We start from the raw sequence: 22,512 nt of genomic DNA, 5'->3' as shown, positions 1-22,512 counted from the left end.
CCAAAACCAGTTACGAAATCGTTTGCAAAGCTAAACAATCTTACTTAAAATCTCAATCAACAACTGTTATAATTTTTTGAAGCTTTTTCCAGCTGTACGCTATATCTTTTCCTTTTTTTATTTAAAAAAAGAAAAAGGATGCCGCTTCCATCTGGGCTAGGTTTGCATCTGCTAAAAATTAATGCTTGAGTTTTTTAAATTCTTCATTTTTTTCAAATAAAAAGTCGGCCATTTCAAATAGGTCTTGTCGTTCGGCCAAACTTTTAGCTTTCGAATCAACTTCGCAATAAGCAATGAATAAATCTATTTCTTCTGGTTTCAGTTTGAGTTTTTGGATATAAAAAGCAGTATCAAAATTCAAGGCGAGATAGTCTTTGAATGAAATCGGCGGAAGTGTTTTTTTCCTTTTTTCTTGTTCTTTGTTTTTGAATAAATTGCGCAATCCTTTGGCCAATCGCACAAAGTCAACACCGTTTTCTATAATGCCATCATTAACATTCACCACTTTTAATGCTTTAGTCTGCTTGGCTAGTTTCCCAGTGTCTAAATCGGCTTGAGAGAGTTTAAATTTTACGCTTGGTGTTGTTGTAATTTCGACATCATCCAATTCTATCGGTTTTTTTTCTAACTGAATTACCAAGTTGCCTTTGTCTAAGTTTTCTTGGGTCAACATCATTTTCCGGTTGACATATTCTTTGGAAATGACAAAGAGTTCATCGCCCATTTTGGCCAAAATACTGAAGTTCCCATTGCTGTCGGTTGTGCTGCTTTTTTTCGAATTTGTATTAACAATATCAATATTGCCAATGGCTTTTCCTTCTGACAACACTTTTCCGTGAAGTAGTTTTTCGCTTTGCGCAAAGCCTAAAATCGGAAATAAAGTAAAGAACCAATATGTAATTTTTGCCATAAGCCTTGGGATGAAACCTTCAAGACTAAATTAAACATTGCGAATTGGGTAAACTCAGAAGAATTTGTTAAATATTTTAGTACAAAAAGTTAAACTTAAAAAATGTATCTTGGAACTCCTTTTTACAAATTGTATGAGAAATAAGATAACGGTATTGTTTTGTTTGATGTGTACTTTATTTCAAGCACAAACGGTGGTGCATGTTAAAGATAAAGAGTCCAAAATGCCCGTAGCTTATGCCAATGTCTGGAAAGCCGAATCACTATACAAAACGGCAGATTCTACCGGTGTTTTTAGCATTGATCCTAAAGAAACGACAACCTATTTCAAGATTACGTCAGTTGGTTATCATGATACCATTGCAAAAATTACAGCGGAAATATTTTTGCGACCGAATAGGATTGCTTTGGATGAAGTAAAGTTGGTCCAACGCAAATTCGAGAAAACACTAAAACTGGGCAAGGCCAAAAGAGGCGACAACCATTATGGTGTGCAATGGGATACCAAAATGGCGATGACCGCAAAATATTTTCCCAATGATAAAACTAAAGGAAAGTATCTGAGTAAAGCCAAGTTCTTTGCTACAGCAACCAATAAAAACCGACTGATAAGTGTTTTAGTTTATTCGGTTGGGGATGATGGAAAGCCCGATGAAATACTAAACACCGAAACCCTTATTTACAAACTCAAAAAAGGAACGCATGTAGTCGAAGCGGATTTCAATAGTTTGAATATAGAATTTCCCTCCAACGGGATTTTTATCATCATTCAACATCCTTTGCTGGAACAAAATAAAAGCTACAGTAAAGATAATAATCACCCTAATGGGTTTTTTTATGAACCGTTAATTTCCATTGATGGTACAGATGAGTTTACGGATAGTTGGTATTTTCAAGAAGAGTGGAAAAGAAGCAAAGTGTATTCCCTAAATGTTGAACTGCTCGTTTCAGACTGATTTACAGCTTCAAATAAAAATCCTTAGTCAAGGCAATATAGTCTTCAGTGTATTGATGACGAGCCGTTTCAATGATGAGTTCATCGATAGGGTAATTGGTTTTTTTGGCAAAGGAAAACGCGAGTAAGCTTCGTTTGATTTCGGTAGTTGGTGTGCCTTTTACTCGGGTAATTTTACAGGGAAATAAGTTGCACTCTTTGGCTAAGCCAATAAACTTTGTTTCTTCTTTATAAGGAATGATTACGGAGAAAATCCCGTTTTCAGACAATAAAATCGAAGCTGCTTCAACCAAATCGGCAAAAGGCAAAGCGTCTTGGAAACGCGCCAAATCTCTTTGTTCGCTTTCGGTTTTGTAATCTTCGCTATAGAATGGCGGATTGGAAACAATCAAATCATATTCGTCTTCCGGTTCTTCCATAAATTCATCTAAACCGGCGTGATAACAGTACAATCGGTCAGACCAAGGCGAATTTTCAAAGTTTTCTACGCATTGTTCAAAAGCTTGTTCATCGATTTCAATGGCGTCAATTTGTTCAGCCGAACTTCTTTGGGCCAACATCAAAGCCAAAATTCCGGTTCCTGCACCAATATCCAAAACCGAAAACGGACGATTATCTATTGGTGTCCAAGCGCCAAGCAAAACGCCATCGGTGCCGACTTTCATCGCGCAACGGTCTTGGTTAACAGTAAATTTTTTGAATTGGAACATTTGAAACAGCTCCTAAAGGTACATTTCGATCAAGCCTTCCGGTAAATCCATCACGACTTTTTTGTTCTTGCGGTCAATTTCGACTAAAAAATGGTCAATCATTGGAATCAGCATTTCGACTTCGCCATTTAATACTTCGAATAAAGGTTGCGCAGTGGTATCGTTGATAGATTGGATTACGCCAAAAATGCCCAGACGTTTGTCTTCGATTTCAAAACCAATTACTTCGTGGAAATAGAACTTATTGCCTGAAAGTTTAGGCAACATGGTAAGCGGAAGATATATTTCGCAACCGATAAGCGTATCGGCTTCGGCTTCGGAGTCGACATCTTCAAATTGGACACGAAGAAAGTCGTTTTTATGTAGGGAACTATTTTCAATAAAATATGGAACCAGATTTTTGTTGAACTCAACAAATACTGATTCCATATTTTCATATAACTCGGGTTCGTCTGTATCTAAATAGATTAAAACTTCCCCTTTGAAACTAAATTTTTTTGCAATTTTACCTAAATAGAAACAATCTTCTTTACGCATAATTGCTTGAAATATTAAGCTTCTGTTTCTTCGCTGGTTTCTTCAGCAGCAGGAGTTTCTTCAACAGCAGGAGCTTCTTCAGCTACAACTTCAGCAACTTCTTCTACAGCAACTTCAGCAGCAGGAGTTTCTTCAACAACAGTTTCTTCAACAGCTACTTCAGCAACCACTTCTGGAGTTTCTTCCGCTACAGTTTCTTCTACTGCAACTTCTTCCGCTACTTCTTCAACTTTTGCAGCTTCAACAGCGGCAGCAGCACGTTTGTCGTTAGCTTCTTTTTCTGCTTTTAAAGCTTTCACTTTAGCAGCTTCTTGTGCTTTTGTCAAACCTTCTTTTTTAGCAGTAACTTTACCAGCTTTGTCTTCTAACCATTTAGCCAATTTAGTATCAGCTTGTTCTTGCGTTAAAGCACCTTTACGAACGCCACCATCAAGGTGATGTTTCATTAAAGCACCTTTGTAAGAAAGGATAGCTCTTGCAGTATCAGTGGGTTGAGCTCCATTGTGTAACCATTGAACCGCTTGGTCAATGTTTAAATCAATAGTCGCAGGATTGGTGTTTGGATTGTAAGTTCCTAATTTTTCAAGGTATTTACCATCTCTTTTTGAACGTGCATCAGCTGCTACGATCCAGTAAAAAGGTTTTTGTTTTTTACCGTGTCTTTGTAATCTAATTTTTACTGACATAATCTTTTTGATTAATTTGAGGTACTCGACCTCGATTATTTAAGGGTGCAAAGATAGTTATTTTTTGTAAACAAACTAATTGAGGTTTATATTTTTAAAGCTAAGTTCTTGTATTCACCAACTTTAACGTTATTTTTTTAAAATTTAATTAGCATTTTTACATTAAAAAGTTATTTTTGTGGAGAAATACATTGAAAAAAATGAAAAGATTTTTGTCCCTTATTTTAATTGCTGTTGCAATGACCTCTTGTCAAGAAGACGTTAAATTTAACGACCCCGGTTTTCAAGGGTTGAAAGATGATGTTTATTGGAGAGCTAATGATACTAGAGCATACTTATCTGCAGCTGGTCGACTTACTATTGAGGCCTTGACAGAGTATGAGCAACTTACTTTAAATACTACCAATGCTAATTTGGGTACTTATGTTTTAGGTACGACCAATACTAATAATGCAGCACACTATACTTCAAGTTTAGACGGAGTGGATTTAGAATATGCTACTATAGCAGTTCCGGGTCCGGTTTCAACCTTCACTTTGGTTTCGGGCGGAACAGGATACACCAGTGGGTCATCCATCCCAACAACAGGAGGAACAGGAAGCGGATTATCTGTAAATGTTACGGCTAACAGCTCCGGAGTCGTTACCGGATTGACACTTGCTTCAAGAGGGAATGCCTACACAGCCGGAGATTTAATTACAGTATCCGGTGGTAATGTCAATTGTACTTTCAGAGTCTTTAATGTTCAGAACAGTAATGGTGAAATAGTAATTACGGAATATGACAATGTGAATATGACGATTTCAGGAAAATTCAAGTTTAATGCGGCCAATGTTAACAACAATCCTTTTGGCGGACCGATTTTGAATTTCCAATACGGAGAATTTTATAAGATTCCGATTTACCCATCTCTTTAACAATCAAATATTTTCAATTATACAAGCCATCTTAGGATGGCTTTTTTATTTATTGATAATAAAGTCCAAATTTATAGCGGTTTACGTTTTATTTAGGTTACCTTTGTAGCTGAATTTTAAATTTAAAATATGAACATTTTTGTTGGGAGTCTTCCGTTTAGTATTGACGAAGCAGATTTAAGAGAATCTTTCGGGGTTTATGGTACGGTTAATTCCGTAAAAATTATTACTGATAAATTTACTGGAAGAAGTAAAGGATTTGGTTTTGTTGAAATGGAAAACGATACTGAAGCTGAAAAAGCAATTCAGGAATTAAACGGTGCAACTGTTGAAGGTCGTACAATCGTTGTGAATAAATCTGAACCAAAACCGGAAGGCGAAAGAAGAACTTTTAACAACAACCGTTCAGGCGGAAGTGGTGGAGGTTATAACGGCGGTGGAAATTCACGTGGTGGCGGAAGCTACAGTGGTGGAAACAGCGGTGGTGGAAATAGAGGAAGATACTAGTTTATACACTTTATAGATATTCAAAAGCCAACTCAAACGAGTTGGCTTTTTTGTTTTTGTTGATAACTAAAATTGATTCTTATCCATTGAAAATGTATTTTTGAAAAGTTAGAATTCCTTCAAATTTCCTTGCATGTATTTAATCTTCGATACCGAAACCACCGGATTACCAAAACGTTGGGGCGCACCCATTTCCGATACGGATAACTGGCCAAGATGTATTCAAATAGCTTGGCAGTTGCACGATGAAATGGGGAATTTGATTGAAAATCAGGATTATTTGGTGAAACCTGAAGGATTTAATATTCCGTATGACGCCGAAAGAATCCACGGAATTTCTACAGAATTAGCCGAAGCACAAGGAATTTCATTAGCAGAAGTTTTAGAAAAATTCAATACCGCATTGGCGAAAGCCAAATTTATAGTCGGACAAAATGTAGGCTTTGATGTCAACATTATGGGTTGTGAATTTTACAGATTAGGCGTCAATTCCCCAATGGCTTCCATGCCGGTTTTAGACACTTGTACAGAAGTTACAGCTTCACTTTTAAAATTACCCGGTGGTCGTGGCGGAAAATTCAAATTGCCAACCTTAACCGAATTACACGGCTATCTTTTCAATGTTCCGTTTGCGGAAGCGCATAATGCCACTGCCGACGTTGAAGCAACCACGCGTTGTTTCTTAGAATTAATTCGAAGAGAAATTTTCACCAAAGAAGAGCTCGATGTCCCGGCGGATTATTTCAGGGAATTTGGCGAAAATAACCCTAAGGAAATTCCACTTATCGGATTGAAACACCTCAATCTGAAACAAGCTTCGGAGGAAATCAGAAAGCAATTCCAACAGCAAGAAGAAGTTGTTACTCTAGCAGATGACAACAATCAAATCCATGATGATGTTTCCGATGTTGATTTTGTACATCTCCACAACCACACCCAATTTTCGGTATTGCAATCCACCATCAGCGTGGCTGACTTGGTGAAAGCTGCAGTTCAAAATAAAATGTCGGCGGTGGCCATGACTGATCACGCGAATTTGATGGGTGCTTTTCACTTTGTTCGAGATATTTTATACCATAATAAATCGGCGCAAGCCAAAAACAAGCAAGCCGAAGAAAACGGGGAAATACCAACAGAAACCATCGTAAAACCCATCGTAGGTTGTGAGTTTTATGTTTGTGATGACTTAAAAGACAAGTCGCGTAAAGACAATGGTTATCAGATTGTCTTTTTGGCCAAAACTAAAAAAGGTTACCACAATCTCGCCAAATTATCTTCCATCGCTTACACTGAAGGGTTTTATTATGTACCGAGGATTGACCGAAAAGCCATCCAGCAATACAAAGAAGATATCATTGTTCTTTCCGGAAATCTCTATGGGGAAATTCCGAGTAAAGTGTTGAATATTGGTGAAAACCAAGCCGAAGAAGCTTTAATTTGGTGGAAACAAGAATTCGGAGATGATTTCTACCTCGAGTTAATGCGCCACAATCAGGAAGATGAAAATCGCGTGAATGCGTCTTTAATTTCTTTGGCCAAAAAACACCAAGTCAAAACCGTTGCCACTAATAACGTTTTCTACATCAATAAAGAAGATGCGAATGCCCATGATATTTTGTTGTGTGTGCGTGATGGCGAAAAACAATCTACGCCTATTGGTCGTGGTCGTGGGTATCGCTATGGTTTGAACAACAAAGAATACTATTTCAAATCGGGTGAGGAGATGAAAAAACTCTTCCACGATTTGCCTGAAGCCATTGCCACAACGGAGGAAATCGTCAATAAAATTGAAATTTACGACTTGTCAAGAGAAGTTTTGTTGCCCAAATTTGACATCCCTCAGGAGTTTTTGGTAACAGAAGATGAAGCCGATGGCGGAAAACGAGGAGAAAATAAATACTTAGCACACCTAACTTTTGAAGGTGCCAAAAGACGTTACGGAGAAATTACTCCTGAAATTCAAGACCGACTTGATTTCGAATTAAAAACCATTGAAAACACAGGTTATCCTGGATACTTTTTGATTGTACAGGATTTCATCGCCGCCGCCCGAAGAATGGATGTTTCCGTTGGTCCGGGTCGTGGTTCGGCTGCAGGTTCGGTAGTAGCGTATTGTCTTGGAATTACGAATATTGACCCATTGTTATACGACTTGCTTTTTGAGCGTTTCCTAAATCCGGATCGTGTGTCGATGCCCGATATTGATATCGATTTTGATGACGAAGGCCGAAGCCGTGTAATGGATTATGTAATCAATAAATACGGTTCCAAACAAGTGGCGCAGATTATTACTTATGGTACGATGGCGGCAAAATCATCCGTTCGTGATACTGCTCGTGTATTGGATTTGCCTTTATTCGAAGCGGATAAAATTGCTAAGTTGATTCCGATGACTATGAATTTGGCCAAGATTTTCTCCCTCGAAAATGACAAGCTAAAAGCAGCTTTGCGTTCGGAAGAATACGATAAAGTTAAAGAATTAATAGCCTTAGCCAATGGCAATGATTTAGGAAGCGAAACCATTCAACAAGCCAAAATATTAGAAGGAAACTTAAGGAATACAGGGATTCACGCTTGTGGTGTGATTATTACACCAAGCGATATTACCAATTTTGTTCCGGTAGCAACTGCCAAAGATTCCGATTTATACGTTACCCAATTTGACAACTCTGTCGTAGAAAGTGCCGGTTTGTTGAAGATGGACTTCTTGGGATTGAAAACCCTAACGTTGATAAAAGATACCGTTAAATTAGTCAAATACAGAACAGGAGTAGAGCTTGATCCTGACGCTTTCCCGATTGATGATGTCAAGACTTATGAGTTGTTCCAAAGAGGTGAAACGGTTGGGATTTTCCAATACGAATCACCCGGAATGCAAAAATATTTAAAGGATTTAAAACCCACAGTCTTCGGAGATTTGATTGCGATGAATGCGCTGTATCGTCCCGGACCGTTGGAATATATTCCGTCTTTCGTTCGTAGAAAAAATGGCGAAGAACCCATTACTTATGATTTGGAAGCCAATGAAGAATACCTAAAAGAAACTTACGGCATTACGGTTTACCAAGAGCAGGTAATGCTTTTGTCCCAAAAACTAGCTAATTTCTCTAAAGGTGATGCCGACGTTTTGCGTAAAGCGATGGGTAAAAAGCAAAAAGATGTCTTGGATAAAATGAAATCCAAATTTATCGAACAAGCCGTTGCCAATGGTCATGCCGAAGACAAACTCGAGAAAATCTGGAAAGACTGGGAAGCGTTTGCCCAATATGCCTTTAATAAATCTCACTCGACTTGTTACGCCTGGATTGCCTACCAAACCGCTTACTTAAAAGCGCATTATCCCGCAGAATATATGGCGGCGGTACTTTCCAATAATATGAATGATATCAAACAGGTTTCGTTCTTTATGGAAGAGTGTAAACGCATGGGATTGCAAGTTTTGGGTCCGGATGTGAATGAGAGTTTCTACAAATTCACGGTTAACGAAAGTTATGCCGTTCGTTTCGGAATGGGCGCGATTAAAGGCGTCGGAATGGGCGCCGTACAAACCATAGTAGAAACCCGAAAAGAAGGCAAGTACAAATCGATTTTTGATTTAGCCAAGCGAATAGATTTGCGTGCTGCGAATAAAAAAGCTTTCGAAAACTTAGCCTTAGCCGGAGGTTTCGATTGTTTTAACGATACACACCGAGCACAATATTTCCATACCGATGGTGACAACATCACTTTTTACGAGAAAGCCATTCGCTATGGCGCGAAATTTCAAGAGAATGAAAACTCCTCCCAAGTAAGTTTGTTTGGCGATGCCAGTGATGTTCAAATCGCAGAGCCAACCGTTCCGCCCTGCGAAGATTGGAGCACGATGGAGAAATTGGCCAAAGAAAAAGAAGTGGTCGGAATTTACATTTCCGGACATCCTTTGGATGATTTTAAATTTGAAATGAAATACTTCTGCAGCAGCAAATTAGAGCATTTAAAAAACTTGAATAGCTATATTGGGAAGACTTTGTCTTTTGCCGGAATTGTGACCAATGTACAATACAAAACCGCCAAAAACGGCAAAGATTGGGCGATGTTTACTTTAGAAGGTTATGATGAAAGTCATGATTTCAGAATTTTCGATGAAGAGTATTTAAAATTCAGACATTTCTTGGTCAACAACCAGTTTGTCTATTTCAAAGTGACCGTTAAAGACGGTTGGGTCAACAGAGAAACCGGAAAGAAATCGGAACCGCGAATCCAATTTGCCGATGTGAAACAACTGCAGGATGTATTGCCGCAATTTGCTAAAAAGTTGAGCATTCAAATGGATATCAACGATTTGCATCAAAATTTCATTCAGCAATTGAACCAAATATTTACTTCTAACAAAGGCGATAATACCGTTACTTTTGAAATCGTCGAACAAGAGAAAGTTAAAAAAATAGTTGAAACAGTGCCCAAAATCATTGCAGAGGAGGAAACCCATTTAGATCCTGAAAATCTTGAAAACCTTGAAGATCTTGAAATAGAAATTCCTACTGTAGAAGAGGAAATTCAATTAATCACCAAGGTCACACTTCCGAGTCGAAAGTTAAAAATTAAAATTTCAACCGAACTGCTGCAAGAATTGGAAAAAATGGGATTGAACTTTAAACTAAATTAATTTCAGGCTCTTTTTTGATGCTGAGAAGTGCCAAGGCATAAACAAAGGAAGGCGCAGCGACTCTCATGCCCGTATGGTTTATAGTGAGTAACCAAAAAGCAAAAAAACAGATTAAAAAGATGTTTTCTTTATTTTTCAAGTAAAAGAATAGTGGCGTGAAGACCAAAATAAAAATGCTTGCAATTCCAAACAAACCATGTTCGGCTAGCATTCTTGTTATTTCGTTGTGCGTTGAGATACTGGTACCGCGTTCCTTACTCCTAATTTCTTTGGTTTTTCCAACACCAAGACCCAAGACCGGATTTTCTTTGAAATGTTTAATTTCATCCAGAGCAATATGATTTCTGCCTTCAGTTTCATATGATTTATAAAGTCCGGATGGATTTTGATTGTTGTATCTTTTGAACAAAAGGCCATCGGTTTGAAAGGAAGCTAAAACAAATATCAGCGGAAAAGCAAGTGCAACAGCCACCAGTTTTAGCTTAACCGGAATGTGTTTCTTGTAATTAATCAACATAAAAACCACTAAAATGACCACCATTGCCATGGCTGTAATCATTCCGCCTCTTGAAAAAGTCAACAAACCTCTGTAGTAAATAAAGGAGAAAATTAAGCCGTTGATGAAGAGCATTCTATTTGTTGCCGACGACAAAAAGAACCTTAAAAAGAAAACAAACATCCCAAGTCCCAACATCGTTGACATCTGATTTGGAGCATAATCTCCGGATAGAAAAACTTGGGATTCGGTATTTTTGATGACAGCTTCACGCAAAGGATATTTTAAAAACAAGAAAGTACAACAAGCCAAAACAGGCAAGCCAATTCCAAGTAAAATATAGTCAATTGCTTTACGGCTAATGGCTCTTTTATAAGTGTAAATAGCACAAACTCCCAGGCTAATTGGCCCTATGATGTCAAAGAATATTTTCTTTCTCAAGTCGGAATCCAAACTTTTTACAGCAATAAAAATACTGGGCACTAGAAATAACAGGAACAACCAATAAGGAACAGCCCGCTTTGAAAAACCACTGTAATAAAACCCTAAAACAATAAATAGGAATACAAAATACCGACCGTATTCGTGAAAAGGATTGCCTTGTGTAGTCCTCAAAAAAACTTCACTGCCTACGATGTAAGCAGCTACATAAAGGACTTCGTGGTTCTTGTTTTTGTTTTTGATGACAAAGTACAATCCGATTACCAAAATCAGTATAGCATAAACTTTGGAAAAAAAAGGAACAACCGAAATCAAAAACCCTATGCCTATGTGACCTATAATAAGTTTGATGTAGTCTTTGTCAGTCATTTGAAGTAAGATATTGGAAACAAATATAAATTAAAATAGAAACTGACAATACACCGACTGAAAATTTAAATTGCAATCAGCTTTTCAAATGCAGTCATAATCAAATCTGATTTTTTTTGTAAAGAAAAACAAAATAAAATGTCTAATTTTGTGCTCAAATAAATACAGTAATTTAAAAATATAAAATATGGCTTTAGCAATTACAGATGCTACTTTTGATGAAGTAGTATTAAAATCAGATAAACCAGTAGTAGTAGATTTTTGGGCAGCTTGGTGTGGACCATGTCGTATGGTTGGACCGGTTATTGATGAAATTTCTTCAGAATACGAAGGAAAAGCAGTGGTTGGAAAAGTGGACGTTGACGCTAACCAAGAGTTTGCTGCCAAATACGGCGTGCGTAACATCCCAACGGTTTTGGTGTTCCAAAACGGAGAAGTAGTAGGTCGTCAAGTAGGCGTTGCGCCTAAAAAAACTTACACAGATGCAATTGATGCACTATTGTAATATACAATGAAAAAGAATCAAAGGTCTAACGAAAGTTAGGCCTTTTTTTATTTTTAGGAGCACACGGTTAGTAGTTTTTAGGATACTTACACCCGCTGTCCGCTCTACTTCGGTGCCGCTCCCATCGGGGCTAGAATTCACATTTTGTAATTTTTAGGATAACTTTTTAAGTCATTCAATTTTCCCTATATTTGATTTATGAAGATTGAAGAACAAAAAGAACTCGTTTCCGGTTTTAAACATTTAGAATTGCTTGCCAACCAAGTGGTGGAAGGCTTTATTTCAGGAATGCACAAATCACCTTTTCACGGGTTTTCAGCCGAGTTTGCTGAGCATAAAGTGTATAATGCCGGTGAAAGCACTAAGCATATCGACTGGAAATTATTTGCCAAAACCGACCGACTATACACTAAAAAATTTGAAGAAGAAACCAATCTTCGCTGTCATTTGATAGTCGATAATTCTTCGTCGATGCATTATCCAAAACTAAAAAACAACGAACAGTTTTACCACAATAAAATAGGCTTTTCGGTATTGGCTTCAGCCGTTTTAATGAATTTGCTCAAAAAACAGCGCGATGCCGTTGGGTTAAGTGTTTATTCGGATACTTATGAATATTACGCACCTGAAAAAGGCAGTGACCGCCACCATCGCATGATTTTAAACAAGTTGGAGGATCTTTTAGAAAATCCAAAAGTGTCTAAAAGTACCGACACCGTAACTTTTCTGCATCAAATAGCCGAGAAAATTCACCGCCGCTCCATGATTGTTTTGTTTACCGATATGTTCCAAACAAGCAATAGTGAAGCACTGTTTAATGCCTTACAACATCTAAAACACAACAAACACAAAGTAGTAGTGTTTCATGTAATCGATAAAAAAACCGAAATCAATTTCAATTTCGACAATGCACCCCGAAAATTCATCGATTTGGAAACAGGCGAACAGATAAATATTTTCGCCGATTCGGTAAAAGAGGCATACGAAGAAAAGGTAAACGATTATTTTAAGACCTTAGCCATGACTTGTGCGCAAAACAAAATTAAGTACGTCCCGGTAGCCGTAGAAGATTCTTTTGAAAAAATTTTAACGACATACTTGGTTGAAAAACAAATGTTTGGTTAACAATAAAAAAAAGAGTTGATTTTTTAGTAAAAAAAAGTTGCAGAAATCAAAATCAGTTGTATATTTGCAACCGCAATTAAGCGATGGTTTGGTAGTTCAGTTGGTTAGAATACATGCCTGTCACGCATGGGGTCGCGGGTTCGAGTCCCGTCCAGACCGCTAAAATTGGGAAAGGTTTTCAGAAATGAAAACCTTTTTTGCCCAACGAAAGTATCTAAGATTAGTTGTGTTGTTTCGCTACGACTTTGTAACTCGTAGCAGGTTTAGTAGTTAGACCAATGAAAAGCTTTCCACTTTGTGGATGGCTTTTTTGCTTTATAGAGGTTTCAGTTTTCCAATAAGGAAAATTCTTTTTACTTCTGGTGTCCTTATTTCCCATTATTCCAACCCCTATTCCGTTACCTTTTATTTTTCTCTAAGTAGTCAATTACTAACGTAGGGAATTCTTAAAAAAAAAACCGCTCGTAGGCGGTTCTTATTCTTTTAGTTAATGCCATATAATGGCAAATAAAAGTTAACTAATAGTTCTCAAATCTATTAAGTATTGTACTTCTTCAAAATACAAGTATATTTTTCTCAATAGCTTGGTAAAATGTAGACCCCCTTCTGGATGCTCACATTCTTTTAATGCCTTTAGACATTCGAATAGGCAACATACTAAAGTGCTTATGTCATTAGTCTCAATATAATAATCTATTTCGCTTGCCGAAGGTCTTCCAATTAAGTACTTAGGAATTACATTAATTTTTGTATGTGTCATGATTTAGTTTTTAAAATTGTTAATTTAATTAATTTTGGATTTTGCAATTGCTTTTTAAAGTCGTGATAAATTTCGATTGAAAAAAATCCCCCTACATTACAAGAAATTATTTTATCTTTTGACTTTAGTAGTTTTCTTTTAAAAAAAGCAATTACGTCTTTAATGAGTTGTTTTTTCGTTTTTCCCATATGTAAAAATTTAAAGTTTATATTATCATTAACTCCGGTAGACTTTTTTATTAGTGCGATTTGGTATTAAATTTTTGTTAAATTTTTAAAAAGCTATATTTTACGCATTGTTACGAGGTATAGATTTCAATAAAATACGTTTAAATAGAATGCGTTTAAGCTGGTTTAAGCCAATATTCGACTTTGTGCGACATCTTTGTCGTCATAAACGAGTTAGTCTATCTTAAAGCCTTAACCGCCTAGAAATAAGTTTTAGTTAGAAACAAGCTAGAATTTTAAAATGTATTTAACTTGTATTATCAAGTTTACTTTATAACTATCAGTTGTTCTAATTTGGGCATAAAGGGCGTTTTCTTTTGTGATTTCTTATTTGCCGTTTATAACGTTTTTTATTACGTTGCTTTATTATTCTTTTTAGAAGAAATATTAACCTTATTATAGATTAAGCTATTAATTTTGCTCACAAATTCATCTAAAAGTTCCTGTCTTAGATCAATGTCGGACAAAATATAACTTTGATATAGACTAAAGATTTCGTTTCGATACTTTGTTATATTAGTCCCTAGATTTATTTTGTTAAGCAAATCAATCGTTTTATACATACCGTTTTCCCGAATTCCTTTGAACATGAGATATTTTTTTAACTCTGATGCAGAAATATTATTGAATTCTTTTTCGGAGGCATTCATGTCAATGAATTTTATATTTTCAAAATATTGCTGTATTTGAATAATTATGGTGTCCCAATTCTCAATCACTTTTTCAATTGTGCCAGCATTTTTTTTATAGAATGTTACACCACTGACGGCTTTTACTTTAACTTCAAATCTTAGATAAGATTCTTCGATTTCAGTAGTTTTGGCTCGGGTGAATTTATTTCTTGCAAACCGATACTTTGATTTTATTTGAATATTTTTTTCATAAAGTATAAAATCATAAAATTTACCTCTGAAGTATAAAGATGTGTCACGTTCTTCAACTCTTTTAAAATTTTTGTACCACACGAAGCACTTTAATAAATTTTTGTACTCAGTTTTTAAACGAATGGTTATTCCACTTTCAATTTTGGTGTTCTTTGCTTTAATCAATACCTCGTAAGATATACCAAGTTTTTCAGCTATCTTTTTGTTGCAATCAATATATTGGGGTTTGGTCAAATTCTTAATCGAATTTTCATTAAAGAACCAATTTCTTAAACTACCGTTAATTCGTAATCGAAAAACATCTTCCATGTCGTCATAGCGTAGCGATAAAACCAAAAAGCATTTGCCTTTATCATTGTATAGCTTCCTACGGAAATAATGATACTTCTTGGGTAAAGATTTTTTGCCTTCTTTTACCTTAGGAATATATTCATTCCATTTCCATTGTTTCCTTACAATATTGCTTTTCGTTTCAAAATGGTGTAGATAAAAAGTATTGTTATCCATCGTTATCATCATTTTTTAGTTATAAATTTCTCCAACTCTCTTCGTCTGATTAGTATTTTTCCACTAACGGTTTTCTGATTTACTTTTAATCCTTTTTTTCTAAATCCGTCAATGATTTTTCTACTCAAGCCAAACTCAGTTTTGATGTCGGCAACAGACAACCATTCTTTAGTAAATTCGGGACGCTCTGATAAGTCAGTCAATAATTTTCTAGTTTCAACAACAAACTTTACAAGATTGCTATAAACTCTTCTTTCAACAATGATTTTTGTTTTCATGATTTTTTATAATTAACATTTGTTAATTACATAATATCCGCCAGTCGAAAATTTTGTTTGGCAAAATGACAATTTTTTTAATTGTAATATCCAAGTATCACATAATCAAGCAATTGTAAAATTTAAAACGTAATCCAAAAGTTACTTTTCAGTGTCAACTTTTTTTGGTTTTATAGAATTATCTGTACAGTTTTACATAAAATGTACACGGAGAATACTATCGCAGAATTCCTTGAAAACATAGACAAGAATAGCTGGTGCTGAATTTTGGGAATTTATAGGATTAAATTATGATACTATAGTAGATTTTCTTTCTGTCAAACTGAGAGAAATAGAAGCGGCATTACATGTATAATACTAATTTATAACCATTCTTAATATAGATTACGTAATTTTGCATTGCAGCTAAAAGCTTAACAATGTGGAAAATATATCTTTAAATACTATTGCCGATTACTTCATTTCTCTTTCAAATGAAACCCAAAGCCTTATAACTAACCTAAAGCTTCAGAAGTTAGTATATTATGCTCAGGCATGGAATTTAGCTATAAATGACAAGCAGTTAATATCAGAAGATTTTGAGGCGTGGGTTCATGGCCCTGTTATTCCTTCGCTATATGTGCAATACAAAGAATTTGGGTGGAAGCCCATAGTTAGAGAGGATTTAGTGGAAGGAAGCTTTAAGAAAATAGAAGATACATTACACGATTCTACAAAAAAACTCTTATCTGATATATCTGATGAATATTTTGGATTAAATGCTTTTGAATTGGAAAGATTAACTCATGAAGAAGACCCTTGGAAAATAACAAGAGGTGACTTACCTGAAGACGCTCCCTCTCATAAAGTAATCGATAAAATACTTATGTCAGAATACTACAAACAGTACGTCTAAGTTATGTGTGCTCTCAATAGACAAAAGTCTAACAAAAACACTCCGTTCGAAAAGCTAAAGAAAAACTATCAGACATTAATAGCGAACTGGTTAAATTTTCTTTTAAATATTTAGATCCAAAACATCCTAAATTCTGTTACGACGATTGCGGAACAGATTATTTTATTTCTCTTATAGATAGACTAAAAGATGTTTCTACCATGAAAATGACAGAGTTTAGAGCAAACAAAAGCAAGTCCTTAAGAGCGCATAGTATTGATTTTAGCCAAACTTCGGAATCAAGCTTTAATATTCCCGGAGAAGACCAGTTTGCAGATGAACCTTTTCAGTTTATGGTCAGCGTAAATGAACACGGTCGAGTTCATGGATTTTTAATATCAAATAGATTTTACATTGTATGGCTTGATAGAAATCATAATCTCTATTCGTAAGTCAGAATTTATTTGGACAGTTATTCTTATACAACTGAAGTGCATTCATTTCATTAATAGTGTGAATTTCCTTTAGGTATGTAAACCGCTGTTAGCGGTGGTTGTGACTTGGACTGATTACTTCGATAAGAACATCTTCAACTTCGTAGTTTAAAAATGATTCAATATCTTCCTCATCAACTTTACATTTAAATGAAAATTTAAAATCATAATCTTCGTTTGCAAGAAAATAATGTTTATTCCAATCAGCGTCAATAACCCTGATGTTTCTTTCGCTATAATTATAATACTCTGACTTGAATACAAAAAATTCCAATGTAAATACACCGGTGCCTTCAAAATTGACATAAAAGCTGGAATCAACGTATTGGATTTTAGATTTATCCGAGTCTATCTCATTTATTATCCATACTTCTTCAACTGTTGCCTTGTTTTCATCATCAGGAATAGATTCGCTGAAAACGTCTCGTTGGTCAAATAGTCCATCATGGATAAAATCAACTACCTTTTCTGTTAATTTAGGCAAATTTGCCTCTAAAGTAATTAATTCATCCACATACGATTCTACTTCTTTGTATTTGTTCATAAGCGGTTGAAACTCTGAAAGAGAATACAAATCTTCATAAGAAGCCACTGCATTAACGTTTGGTAACTTGTTTGACGAATCTCGCAGATTTTTATCGTGTACTACAAAAAAAAGAGGATTTATTGACTGTGAAATCGAAGTAATTGCTTCAAATATGAAAGCGTCTGGAATATCTTTCTTGCTTTTAATTGATGGAAATGGCGATTTACCTTCAAAATATGAAAGCATTACTTTTTTTCCGTGTGAGTCATTAATTTCGTGGATTATAGCGTTTGATTCATCGAGAAATTCTTGCCAATGATTTAAAATTGATTGACGTACGTCGATTTCATTAATTTCAGTTGCAATTTTTTTAAAAAATATTTGCTCTTTAAACGAAATTCCTTTTTTGTCAATATTTATTAAATCTCGAGACATAGTTTCCAAAACTTTATCGGCTTCCATAAAGTTCTGAGAGATAATTTCCTGATAGACAATCCAGGGAATGTGAAGTTGGATTAGTTTTAACTGTGATAGTTTTTTTAACAATCGGATATCGAAACCATCGAGTTTCCTATCTCTTGATAATATGCTTGAATCAATTGCTATATTCATAGGGTCGTGTTTACAATCACCGCTAATGTGCCGCCGCTTAGCGAAGTACCGGCAAGTTAAAGAAAAATGTAATAAGAAATACTGAAGTTCAGAGTATTTTCAACGAAAGACAAACCAGCTATTTTGTCAAACGGCTGTTAGCTACTGGCAGTTTAAAATGCTAAATCCCAACACCTTGACAATGCTTGAAAACATTCTTTTAAGTCGTCTTCAAATTGCAGTTGAGTAATGTGACTTCCAACATGTTTTGCTAATTGTCTTTTCTTTCTACCGGTAATTATTTTCGCACCTTGTGCGTTAACTGCGTCTAATTCTGCTTGCGATTTTCTCCAATTTGTATAAGTTGCACACGGTTGGTCTGGATAGCATTGTTCAATATCTCTTAATGGCAAAATATGTACTTGGTCTGCGATTTTTATGTGTTTATTAGCTTGTAAAAATGCCTGAACTCCGCCTTTTGTTTGTTCACTTGGCTGGTCTAACATAATAACAACTCTATTTTTATAAATGCTCGTGTCTAATGGAGAAAAAACTTTTTCAATTGCATTTATTGACCTTTCAACTTGGTCAATATCTCCATTTGCTTTTACAATTTGGATTGGAGGTTTGTCGGAATAAAATCTTTGAATAACACGAGTTAATAACTCAAATTCGCTTAAACCTTCTACTATCAAAAAGTTTTTTGGGAGTAATAAATCTGATGGACTTCCTCCTAAGAGTTCAAAAATTATATAAGGCTTTTCAAAATCTGTTGTAACCTCAATGCTGGTTTCGCCACTTGACTTTTCAACTTTCAAAATAGATTGATTATCATAATTATCAGCTACAAATACAGATGAGTGAGTATTAATAAATACTTGGTCTGTATCTTGAGACAAAATGTGAAGAACATTTTTTAGGTTTCTTTGTGCTGTGGGATGAAGGTGTAATTCAGCTTCATCAATAAAAAAAAGAAATGATTTTCCAATATCTTCATTTGCCTTTCTAAATTCTGCGTATGCTTGAATTATAGCCAGCATTAAAGCTCTTTGCATACCATCTCCTTTTTCTTCGGCAGAAGTTTCAACTCCATCATCAATTGAAGTGGAAAAGCTTTTAAGCAACTCGTCAAAAACGGGTGCGGAAACTTCAAACTTTACTTTTGTTGTGTCGGGAAATTGCTTTTCTAAATGGACTTTTACTTTCTGACCAATTGCTTCAAATTCTGCTCTAATTTCTGAGTCTTCATGTTCAAATAATTCTGCAAATTTTTCTTGGAATTCTCTGTATTGGTCATTTGCTTGTAAAATTGTTGATAAGACACCAGATAACATTATGCCAATAGGCGTTGTCTTGCCATATTTTGCGACAGATTCGTAATATTGTTTTGTATTTATATATTCAAATTTTGGCAAGAAATCATTTAAGGCAGCATCGAAACCTGTTCCTGGCTGAACTTCTGCGCCGTTCACAAACATTTTTCTTTTAGTTGGATTTGAACTAAATCGTTGAAAAACTACTGTATCAGAACCATCTAGAGCATTTTCAATTTTGGTTTTATTAGCTTGATTTTGCATATTTGATGCTCCATTTTGTGCACCCAAAAATTCAACTTCAACTAAAATTTCATTGTCTGGATTTCTTTTGAATTTTAAGTCATTTATGTTGTAACCTTTTCCACCATTGTAAAAGAACTCTATTGCTTCAAAGAAGTTTGTTTTACCACAATTATTTTGCCCAACAAATATATTGAAATCAGATGTGTCAAATTCCGTGGACTTTATTGACCTAAAATTTTCAATCTTAATTCTACTGATTTTCATATGTGGTTTTGTATTTAATTGTATTTACATTTTGACTGCTTGCAGCTAACTCCCAATAAAGATTATTGTATACTTCTCTCTGTATCGTTTATATAACTTACATTAGCTTTCTCTTATTTTAATTGTTTCATTTTAAATAACTCTTTTGAAACTTGGATTTCTTATATCCAGTACAAAACTTCCTTTTGCATTTCCTTTTGTATCGTTGACACGCTGCTGATAAAAATGCTCGGGCGCAACCTTTAACAATTCTACTAAATCTATAAATTTAATACTCCACACTCCGTTTAAAAACTCAACTTCCTTAATTGTACTACCCATTACAAATTTTACAGAATGCCATTCCACCCAAAAGTAGATTATTATATCTCGATAATGTTTCCAATATCTTTCGGCATCTTTCCTATTGAATACGACAGCATAGGTTGGATCTATGTTGTATAAATCATGTGCTTTGAAAAACGGAGTGTTTTGGGTCTTTAAGTCAGCTAATAATACATTCGCTTTAACTAAGTCAGGAGCATATGGATTTGTTGTTTTTTCGGGATTTATAATTAAATCCAACTGACTTCCATATTTGGTCACAAATACTTCTTCAATTTTTTCTCCATCTCTACACCATTGAGTTTTATTTTGTAAATCTTGAAGCGTTATCTCCTCACCATCCCTATTATATTGTTGATAGGTAGCCATTATTTACCGTATTGAGCTTCGTTAGATACCACTATACAATTAGGATTTGCTTCAATCGTCTCTTTAATGAAATTTCTAAAATCAGCTTCAGAGATATTGTTAGCGCCAGTTAGTTCTTTCAACTTATCCCAATAAAAAGTGTCTTTTTTTGTTGATTTTCTACGAGCCCATTTTTTTATAACTGTGTGGGCTCTAACACGGCTAGAAGAACTATTTTCAGAATTGTCACTATTTTTCACTTGTAACAAATCTCCATTAGTATGACAAAAATCTACAGCATCAATAGAACTCCCCCAGCAACAATGCCAGCCCTGTTCTGCAAGACGTATTGAAAGATATTCTTCCAATAAATCTCCTACTAGATTTTCAATAGACATTTGAAGGCTGTGTCCGGAAATAATTTTTGGTAAATCTTCAGCAGGAACTTTTTTGACTCTTGTGGAAAAAGCTATACTAACGGCGGGGTCTGGAAAAGTAGCAGAAGCACCTCCAGTTTTTACTGACGGTCGAGTATTATAACCTTTAAGATATTTGTCAATAAATTTTTCAACGTAATCTTTTAAGGGTATAGGCTGAATTACATCATTTACTTTTTTGGGATAACCAAGCTTTGGAAGGTTTCTTAAATCTGCAAATGCACAAGTCAATACAACTTTTAGGCTTTCATCGTAATTTGGAGCATAGGCTTCAGCATATTCTAAAACTTTATCGAAATTTTCGTCAAAAACATTAGTGAGTTCCATTGGTAATTTTTACCAATGATATGAAAATAATTACAATTAATCAAATAAACCGACCACAGATTTTGTAAGATTAATGCTTTCCATCTTTTTCAAAAATTCCGAATATTTTGTACCTAAGTATCTAGATTGTTTAAAGTTAGGATAGGTTTCCGTATAATTTCCGCCCATGTGGTTTTTAATTGCTCTTCCAATTGCTCTTCCAAGACCTACAGGCACCGCATTCCCAATTTGCTTATACTTATCAGTTGGATTTCCAGCAAATTTCCAATCAAGAGGGAATTCTTGTATTACTTTATATTCTTCAACGCTTAAAGGTCTTATTTCGGTTGGATGGCATAAATCCGTAGCCGGCATAGCTGGATTAGTTACGACAGTAGGGGAAGGTCTATTCCAGTCTAATCTCCTCATGAACCCTGTTTTTCCACCACCAAGATAGAAAGCTCCGCCTAAAGCTTCCATTTGTAGTTCAATTGGTAAGTTTCTCCAATTCTGACCACTTTTTAAATTTTCATATAGCTTTGCTCGTTTATCTGAGTAGGTTATAAATTCATGCTTTTCGATATTCTTTAAAGATTTGAAAGCATCTTTTAATGTTTTCCATTTAGGTAAATCAAATTCGCCTTTTTCCGTGTGAGTTGGAGTCAAACGATTTACTTTTTCGGCACTTTTTGTCCCAATGATTACTACTCGTTCACGAATTTGAGGAGTTCCGAAATTTGCTGAATTATATAAATCAAAATTTATATTGTATCCGGCATTTTCCATTCTTTTTATGACGTAGTATAGCGAAGAGCCTTTTTCGTTTAAAATAGATGGTGGAATTTGCTCCATTAACTCATCTTTTTCATCTATTTGAAGTACAGAAGACATTAATCCTCTTACGTTTTCAATTACAAAGTACATTGGAGATATCTCTTCAATAACTTCTAGATATTTTAAGAAAACGTTTCCTCTTGAATCAGAAAATCCTAACCTTTTTCCGGCTGTGCTAAATGCTTGACATGGGGGTCCACCGACTATTACATCTACTTCATGTTTGTCGGTTAAACCGGAATACTTTATAATATCTTCAGCAGAGTAATTTCTAATATCGCCGATTAAACCCATGTTAGGTTTATTTAGCGTAATTGTGTTTCTACAAGCTTTGTCAAATTCGCAAGCCAATACAATATTGAAACCTTCTTTTTCCAGACCAATATCTAAACCTAGCGCACCTGAGAAAAAAGAAATAGTTGTTAATTCCTTTTCTACAGGTTTTACTTTTGAAATTCTATCTTCAATATTTTCTTTTACCATAGTGGGTAAAGGTA

General features: G+C 35.2%; 20 protein-coding genes and 1 tRNA gene. 8 read left to right on the top strand and 13 right to left on the bottom strand.

Going from position 1 to position 22,512, the window contains the following annotated elements:
* Positions 1–178 precede the first annotated feature (178 nt).
* Complete coding sequence (locus ACK4HO_RS02550; RefSeq protein WP_409662134.1) at positions 179–910, bottom strand: hypothetical protein; 732 nt, start codon at positions 908–910, stop codon at positions 179–181.
* Positions 911–1,043: 133 nt separating this feature from the next.
* Between ACK4HO_RS02550 and ACK4HO_RS02545 the strand changes: the two genes are divergently transcribed.
* On the top strand, positions 1,044–1,865 hold the full coding sequence (locus tag ACK4HO_RS02545) for a hypothetical protein (RefSeq protein WP_409662131.1): 822 nt from the start codon (positions 1,044–1,046) through the stop codon (positions 1,863–1,865).
* A 1-nt stretch (position 1,866) separates the two neighbouring features.
* Here the strand turns inward: ACK4HO_RS02545 and ACK4HO_RS02540 are convergent, their stop codons facing one another.
* Genes ACK4HO_RS02540 through ACK4HO_RS02530 form a run of 3 tightly spaced genes read right to left on the bottom strand, consistent with a single transcriptional unit; the run spans position 1,867 to position 3,797 of the window.
* Positions 1,867–2,574 carry a tRNA1(Val) (adenine(37)-N6)-methyltransferase gene (locus ACK4HO_RS02540; protein ID WP_409662128.1) on the bottom strand — a complete coding sequence of 236 codons (708 nt, stop codon included), beginning with the start codon at positions 2,572–2,574 and terminating at the stop codon, positions 1,867–1,869.
* A 12-nt stretch (positions 2,575–2,586) separates the two neighbouring features.
* Positions 2,587–3,111 (bottom strand): ribosome maturation factor RimM, encoded by a 525-nt coding sequence (gene rimM, locus ACK4HO_RS02535; protein ID WP_409662125.1) that lies wholly within the window; start codon positions 3,109–3,111, stop codon positions 2,587–2,589.
* A gap of 14 nt (positions 3,112–3,125) precedes the next feature.
* Entirely contained in the window at positions 3,126–3,797 is a 672-nt protein-coding gene (locus ACK4HO_RS02530) for a 30S ribosomal protein S16 (RefSeq protein ID WP_409662122.1), read from the bottom strand.
* 200 nt (positions 3,798–3,997) lie between these two features.
* On the opposite strand from ACK4HO_RS02530, the gene ACK4HO_RS02525 reads away from it, so the two are divergent.
* The 3 genes from ACK4HO_RS02525 (at position 3,998) to dnaE (ending at position 9,866) form a co-directional block, all read left to right on the top strand.
* Positions 3,998–4,714, top strand: a complete 717-nt coding sequence (locus tag ACK4HO_RS02525) for a DUF6252 family protein (RefSeq protein WP_409662119.1) — start codon at positions 3,998–4,000, stop codon at positions 4,712–4,714.
* A gap of 129 nt (positions 4,715–4,843) precedes the next feature.
* Positions 4,844–5,221, top strand: coding sequence for an RNA recognition motif domain-containing protein (locus tag ACK4HO_RS02520; RefSeq protein WP_409662116.1), 378 nt, complete (start codon positions 4,844–4,846; stop codon positions 5,219–5,221).
* 133 nt (positions 5,222–5,354) lie between these two features.
* Positions 5,355–9,866, top strand: coding sequence for a DNA polymerase III subunit alpha (gene dnaE / locus ACK4HO_RS02515; RefSeq protein WP_409662113.1), 4,512 nt, complete (start codon positions 5,355–5,357; stop codon positions 9,864–9,866).
* On the opposite strand, the gene ACK4HO_RS02510 is transcribed toward dnaE, so the two are convergent.
* A complete protein-coding gene (locus ACK4HO_RS02510) occupies positions 9,853–11,172 on the bottom strand; it encodes an O-antigen ligase family protein (protein WP_409662110.1) in 1,320 nt (439 codons plus the stop codon). The two genes, dnaE and ACK4HO_RS02510, sit on opposite strands and share 14 nt — an antisense overlap.
* A 187-nt stretch (positions 11,173–11,359) precedes the next feature.
* On the opposite strand from ACK4HO_RS02510, the gene trxA reads away from it, so the two are divergent.
* From trxA to ACK4HO_RS02495, 3 genes are all read left to right on the top strand, one after another.
* On the top strand, positions 11,360–11,677 hold the full coding sequence (trxA, locus tag ACK4HO_RS02505) for a thioredoxin (RefSeq protein ID WP_121312549.1): 318 nt from the start codon (positions 11,360–11,362) through the stop codon (positions 11,675–11,677).
* A 198-nt stretch (positions 11,678–11,875) separates the two neighbouring features.
* The gene (locus tag ACK4HO_RS02500; protein WP_409662107.1) at positions 11,876–12,802 is read left to right on the top strand and encodes a DUF58 domain-containing protein; all 927 of its coding nucleotides are present in this window, start codon (positions 11,876–11,878) and stop codon (positions 12,800–12,802) included.
* 85 nt (positions 12,803–12,887) lie between these two features.
* A tRNA-Asp gene (locus ACK4HO_RS02495) sits at positions 12,888–12,961 on the top strand.
* A gap of 597 nt (positions 12,962–13,558) precedes the next feature.
* Here ACK4HO_RS02495 and ACK4HO_RS02490 read toward each other — a convergent pair.
* The 3 genes from ACK4HO_RS02490 to ACK4HO_RS02480 all read right to left on the bottom strand — a co-directional run bounded on the left by ACK4HO_RS02490 (position 13,559) and on the right by ACK4HO_RS02480 (position 15,458).
* Positions 13,559–13,750, bottom strand: coding sequence for a hypothetical protein (locus ACK4HO_RS02490; protein WP_409662104.1), 192 nt, complete (start codon positions 13,748–13,750; stop codon positions 13,559–13,561).
* A 392-nt stretch (positions 13,751–14,142) separates the two neighbouring features.
* Positions 14,143–15,180, bottom strand: a complete 1,038-nt coding sequence (locus ACK4HO_RS02485; protein WP_409662101.1) for a hypothetical protein — start codon at positions 15,178–15,180, stop codon at positions 14,143–14,145.
* 8 nt (positions 15,181–15,188) lie between these two features.
* Positions 15,189–15,458: a hypothetical protein gene (locus ACK4HO_RS02480; protein ID WP_409662099.1), complete on the bottom strand. Its 270-nt coding sequence runs from the start codon at positions 15,456–15,458 to the stop codon at positions 15,189–15,191.
* A gap of 421 nt (positions 15,459–15,879) precedes the next feature.
* Between ACK4HO_RS02480 and ACK4HO_RS02475 the strand changes: the two genes are divergently transcribed.
* On the top strand, positions 15,880–16,353 hold the full coding sequence (locus ACK4HO_RS02475) for a Panacea domain-containing protein (RefSeq protein WP_409662096.1): 474 nt from the start codon (positions 15,880–15,882) through the stop codon (positions 16,351–16,353).
* A 522-nt stretch (positions 16,354–16,875) separates the two neighbouring features.
* Here the strand turns inward: ACK4HO_RS02475 and ACK4HO_RS02470 are convergent.
* From ACK4HO_RS02470 to ACK4HO_RS02450, 5 genes are all read right to left on the bottom strand, one after another.
* Positions 16,876–17,964: a PIN domain-containing protein gene (locus ACK4HO_RS02470; RefSeq protein ID WP_409662093.1), complete on the bottom strand. Its 1,089-nt coding sequence runs from the start codon at positions 17,962–17,964 to the stop codon at positions 16,876–16,878.
* 152 nt (positions 17,965–18,116) lie between these two features.
* Entirely contained in the window at positions 18,117–19,766 is a 1,650-nt protein-coding gene (locus ACK4HO_RS02465; RefSeq protein ID WP_409662090.1) for an AAA family ATPase, read from the bottom strand.
* Between the two features lie 132 nt (positions 19,767–19,898).
* Entirely contained in the window at positions 19,899–20,459 is a 561-nt protein-coding gene (locus ACK4HO_RS02460) for a hypothetical protein (protein WP_409662088.1), read from the bottom strand.
* Complete coding sequence (locus ACK4HO_RS02455; RefSeq protein ID WP_409662085.1) at positions 20,459–21,202, bottom strand: SinI family restriction endonuclease; 744 nt, start codon at positions 21,200–21,202, stop codon at positions 20,459–20,461. Before ACK4HO_RS02455 ends, ACK4HO_RS02460 begins: the two co-directional genes overlap by 1 nt.
* Before the next feature lie 36 nt (positions 21,203–21,238).
* Positions 21,239–22,498: a DNA cytosine methyltransferase gene (locus tag ACK4HO_RS02450; RefSeq protein ID WP_409662082.1), complete on the bottom strand. Its 1,260-nt coding sequence runs from the start codon at positions 22,496–22,498 to the stop codon at positions 21,239–21,241.
* Positions 22,499–22,512 lie beyond the last annotated feature (14 nt).

This window comes from Flavobacterium sp., from assembly GCF_046296355.1.
GTDB lineage: Bacteria > Bacteroidota > Bacteroidia > Flavobacteriales > Flavobacteriaceae > Flavobacterium.
Note: the sequence above shows the minus strand (reverse complement) of the source record. Positions and strands in the feature narration are given on the sequence as shown.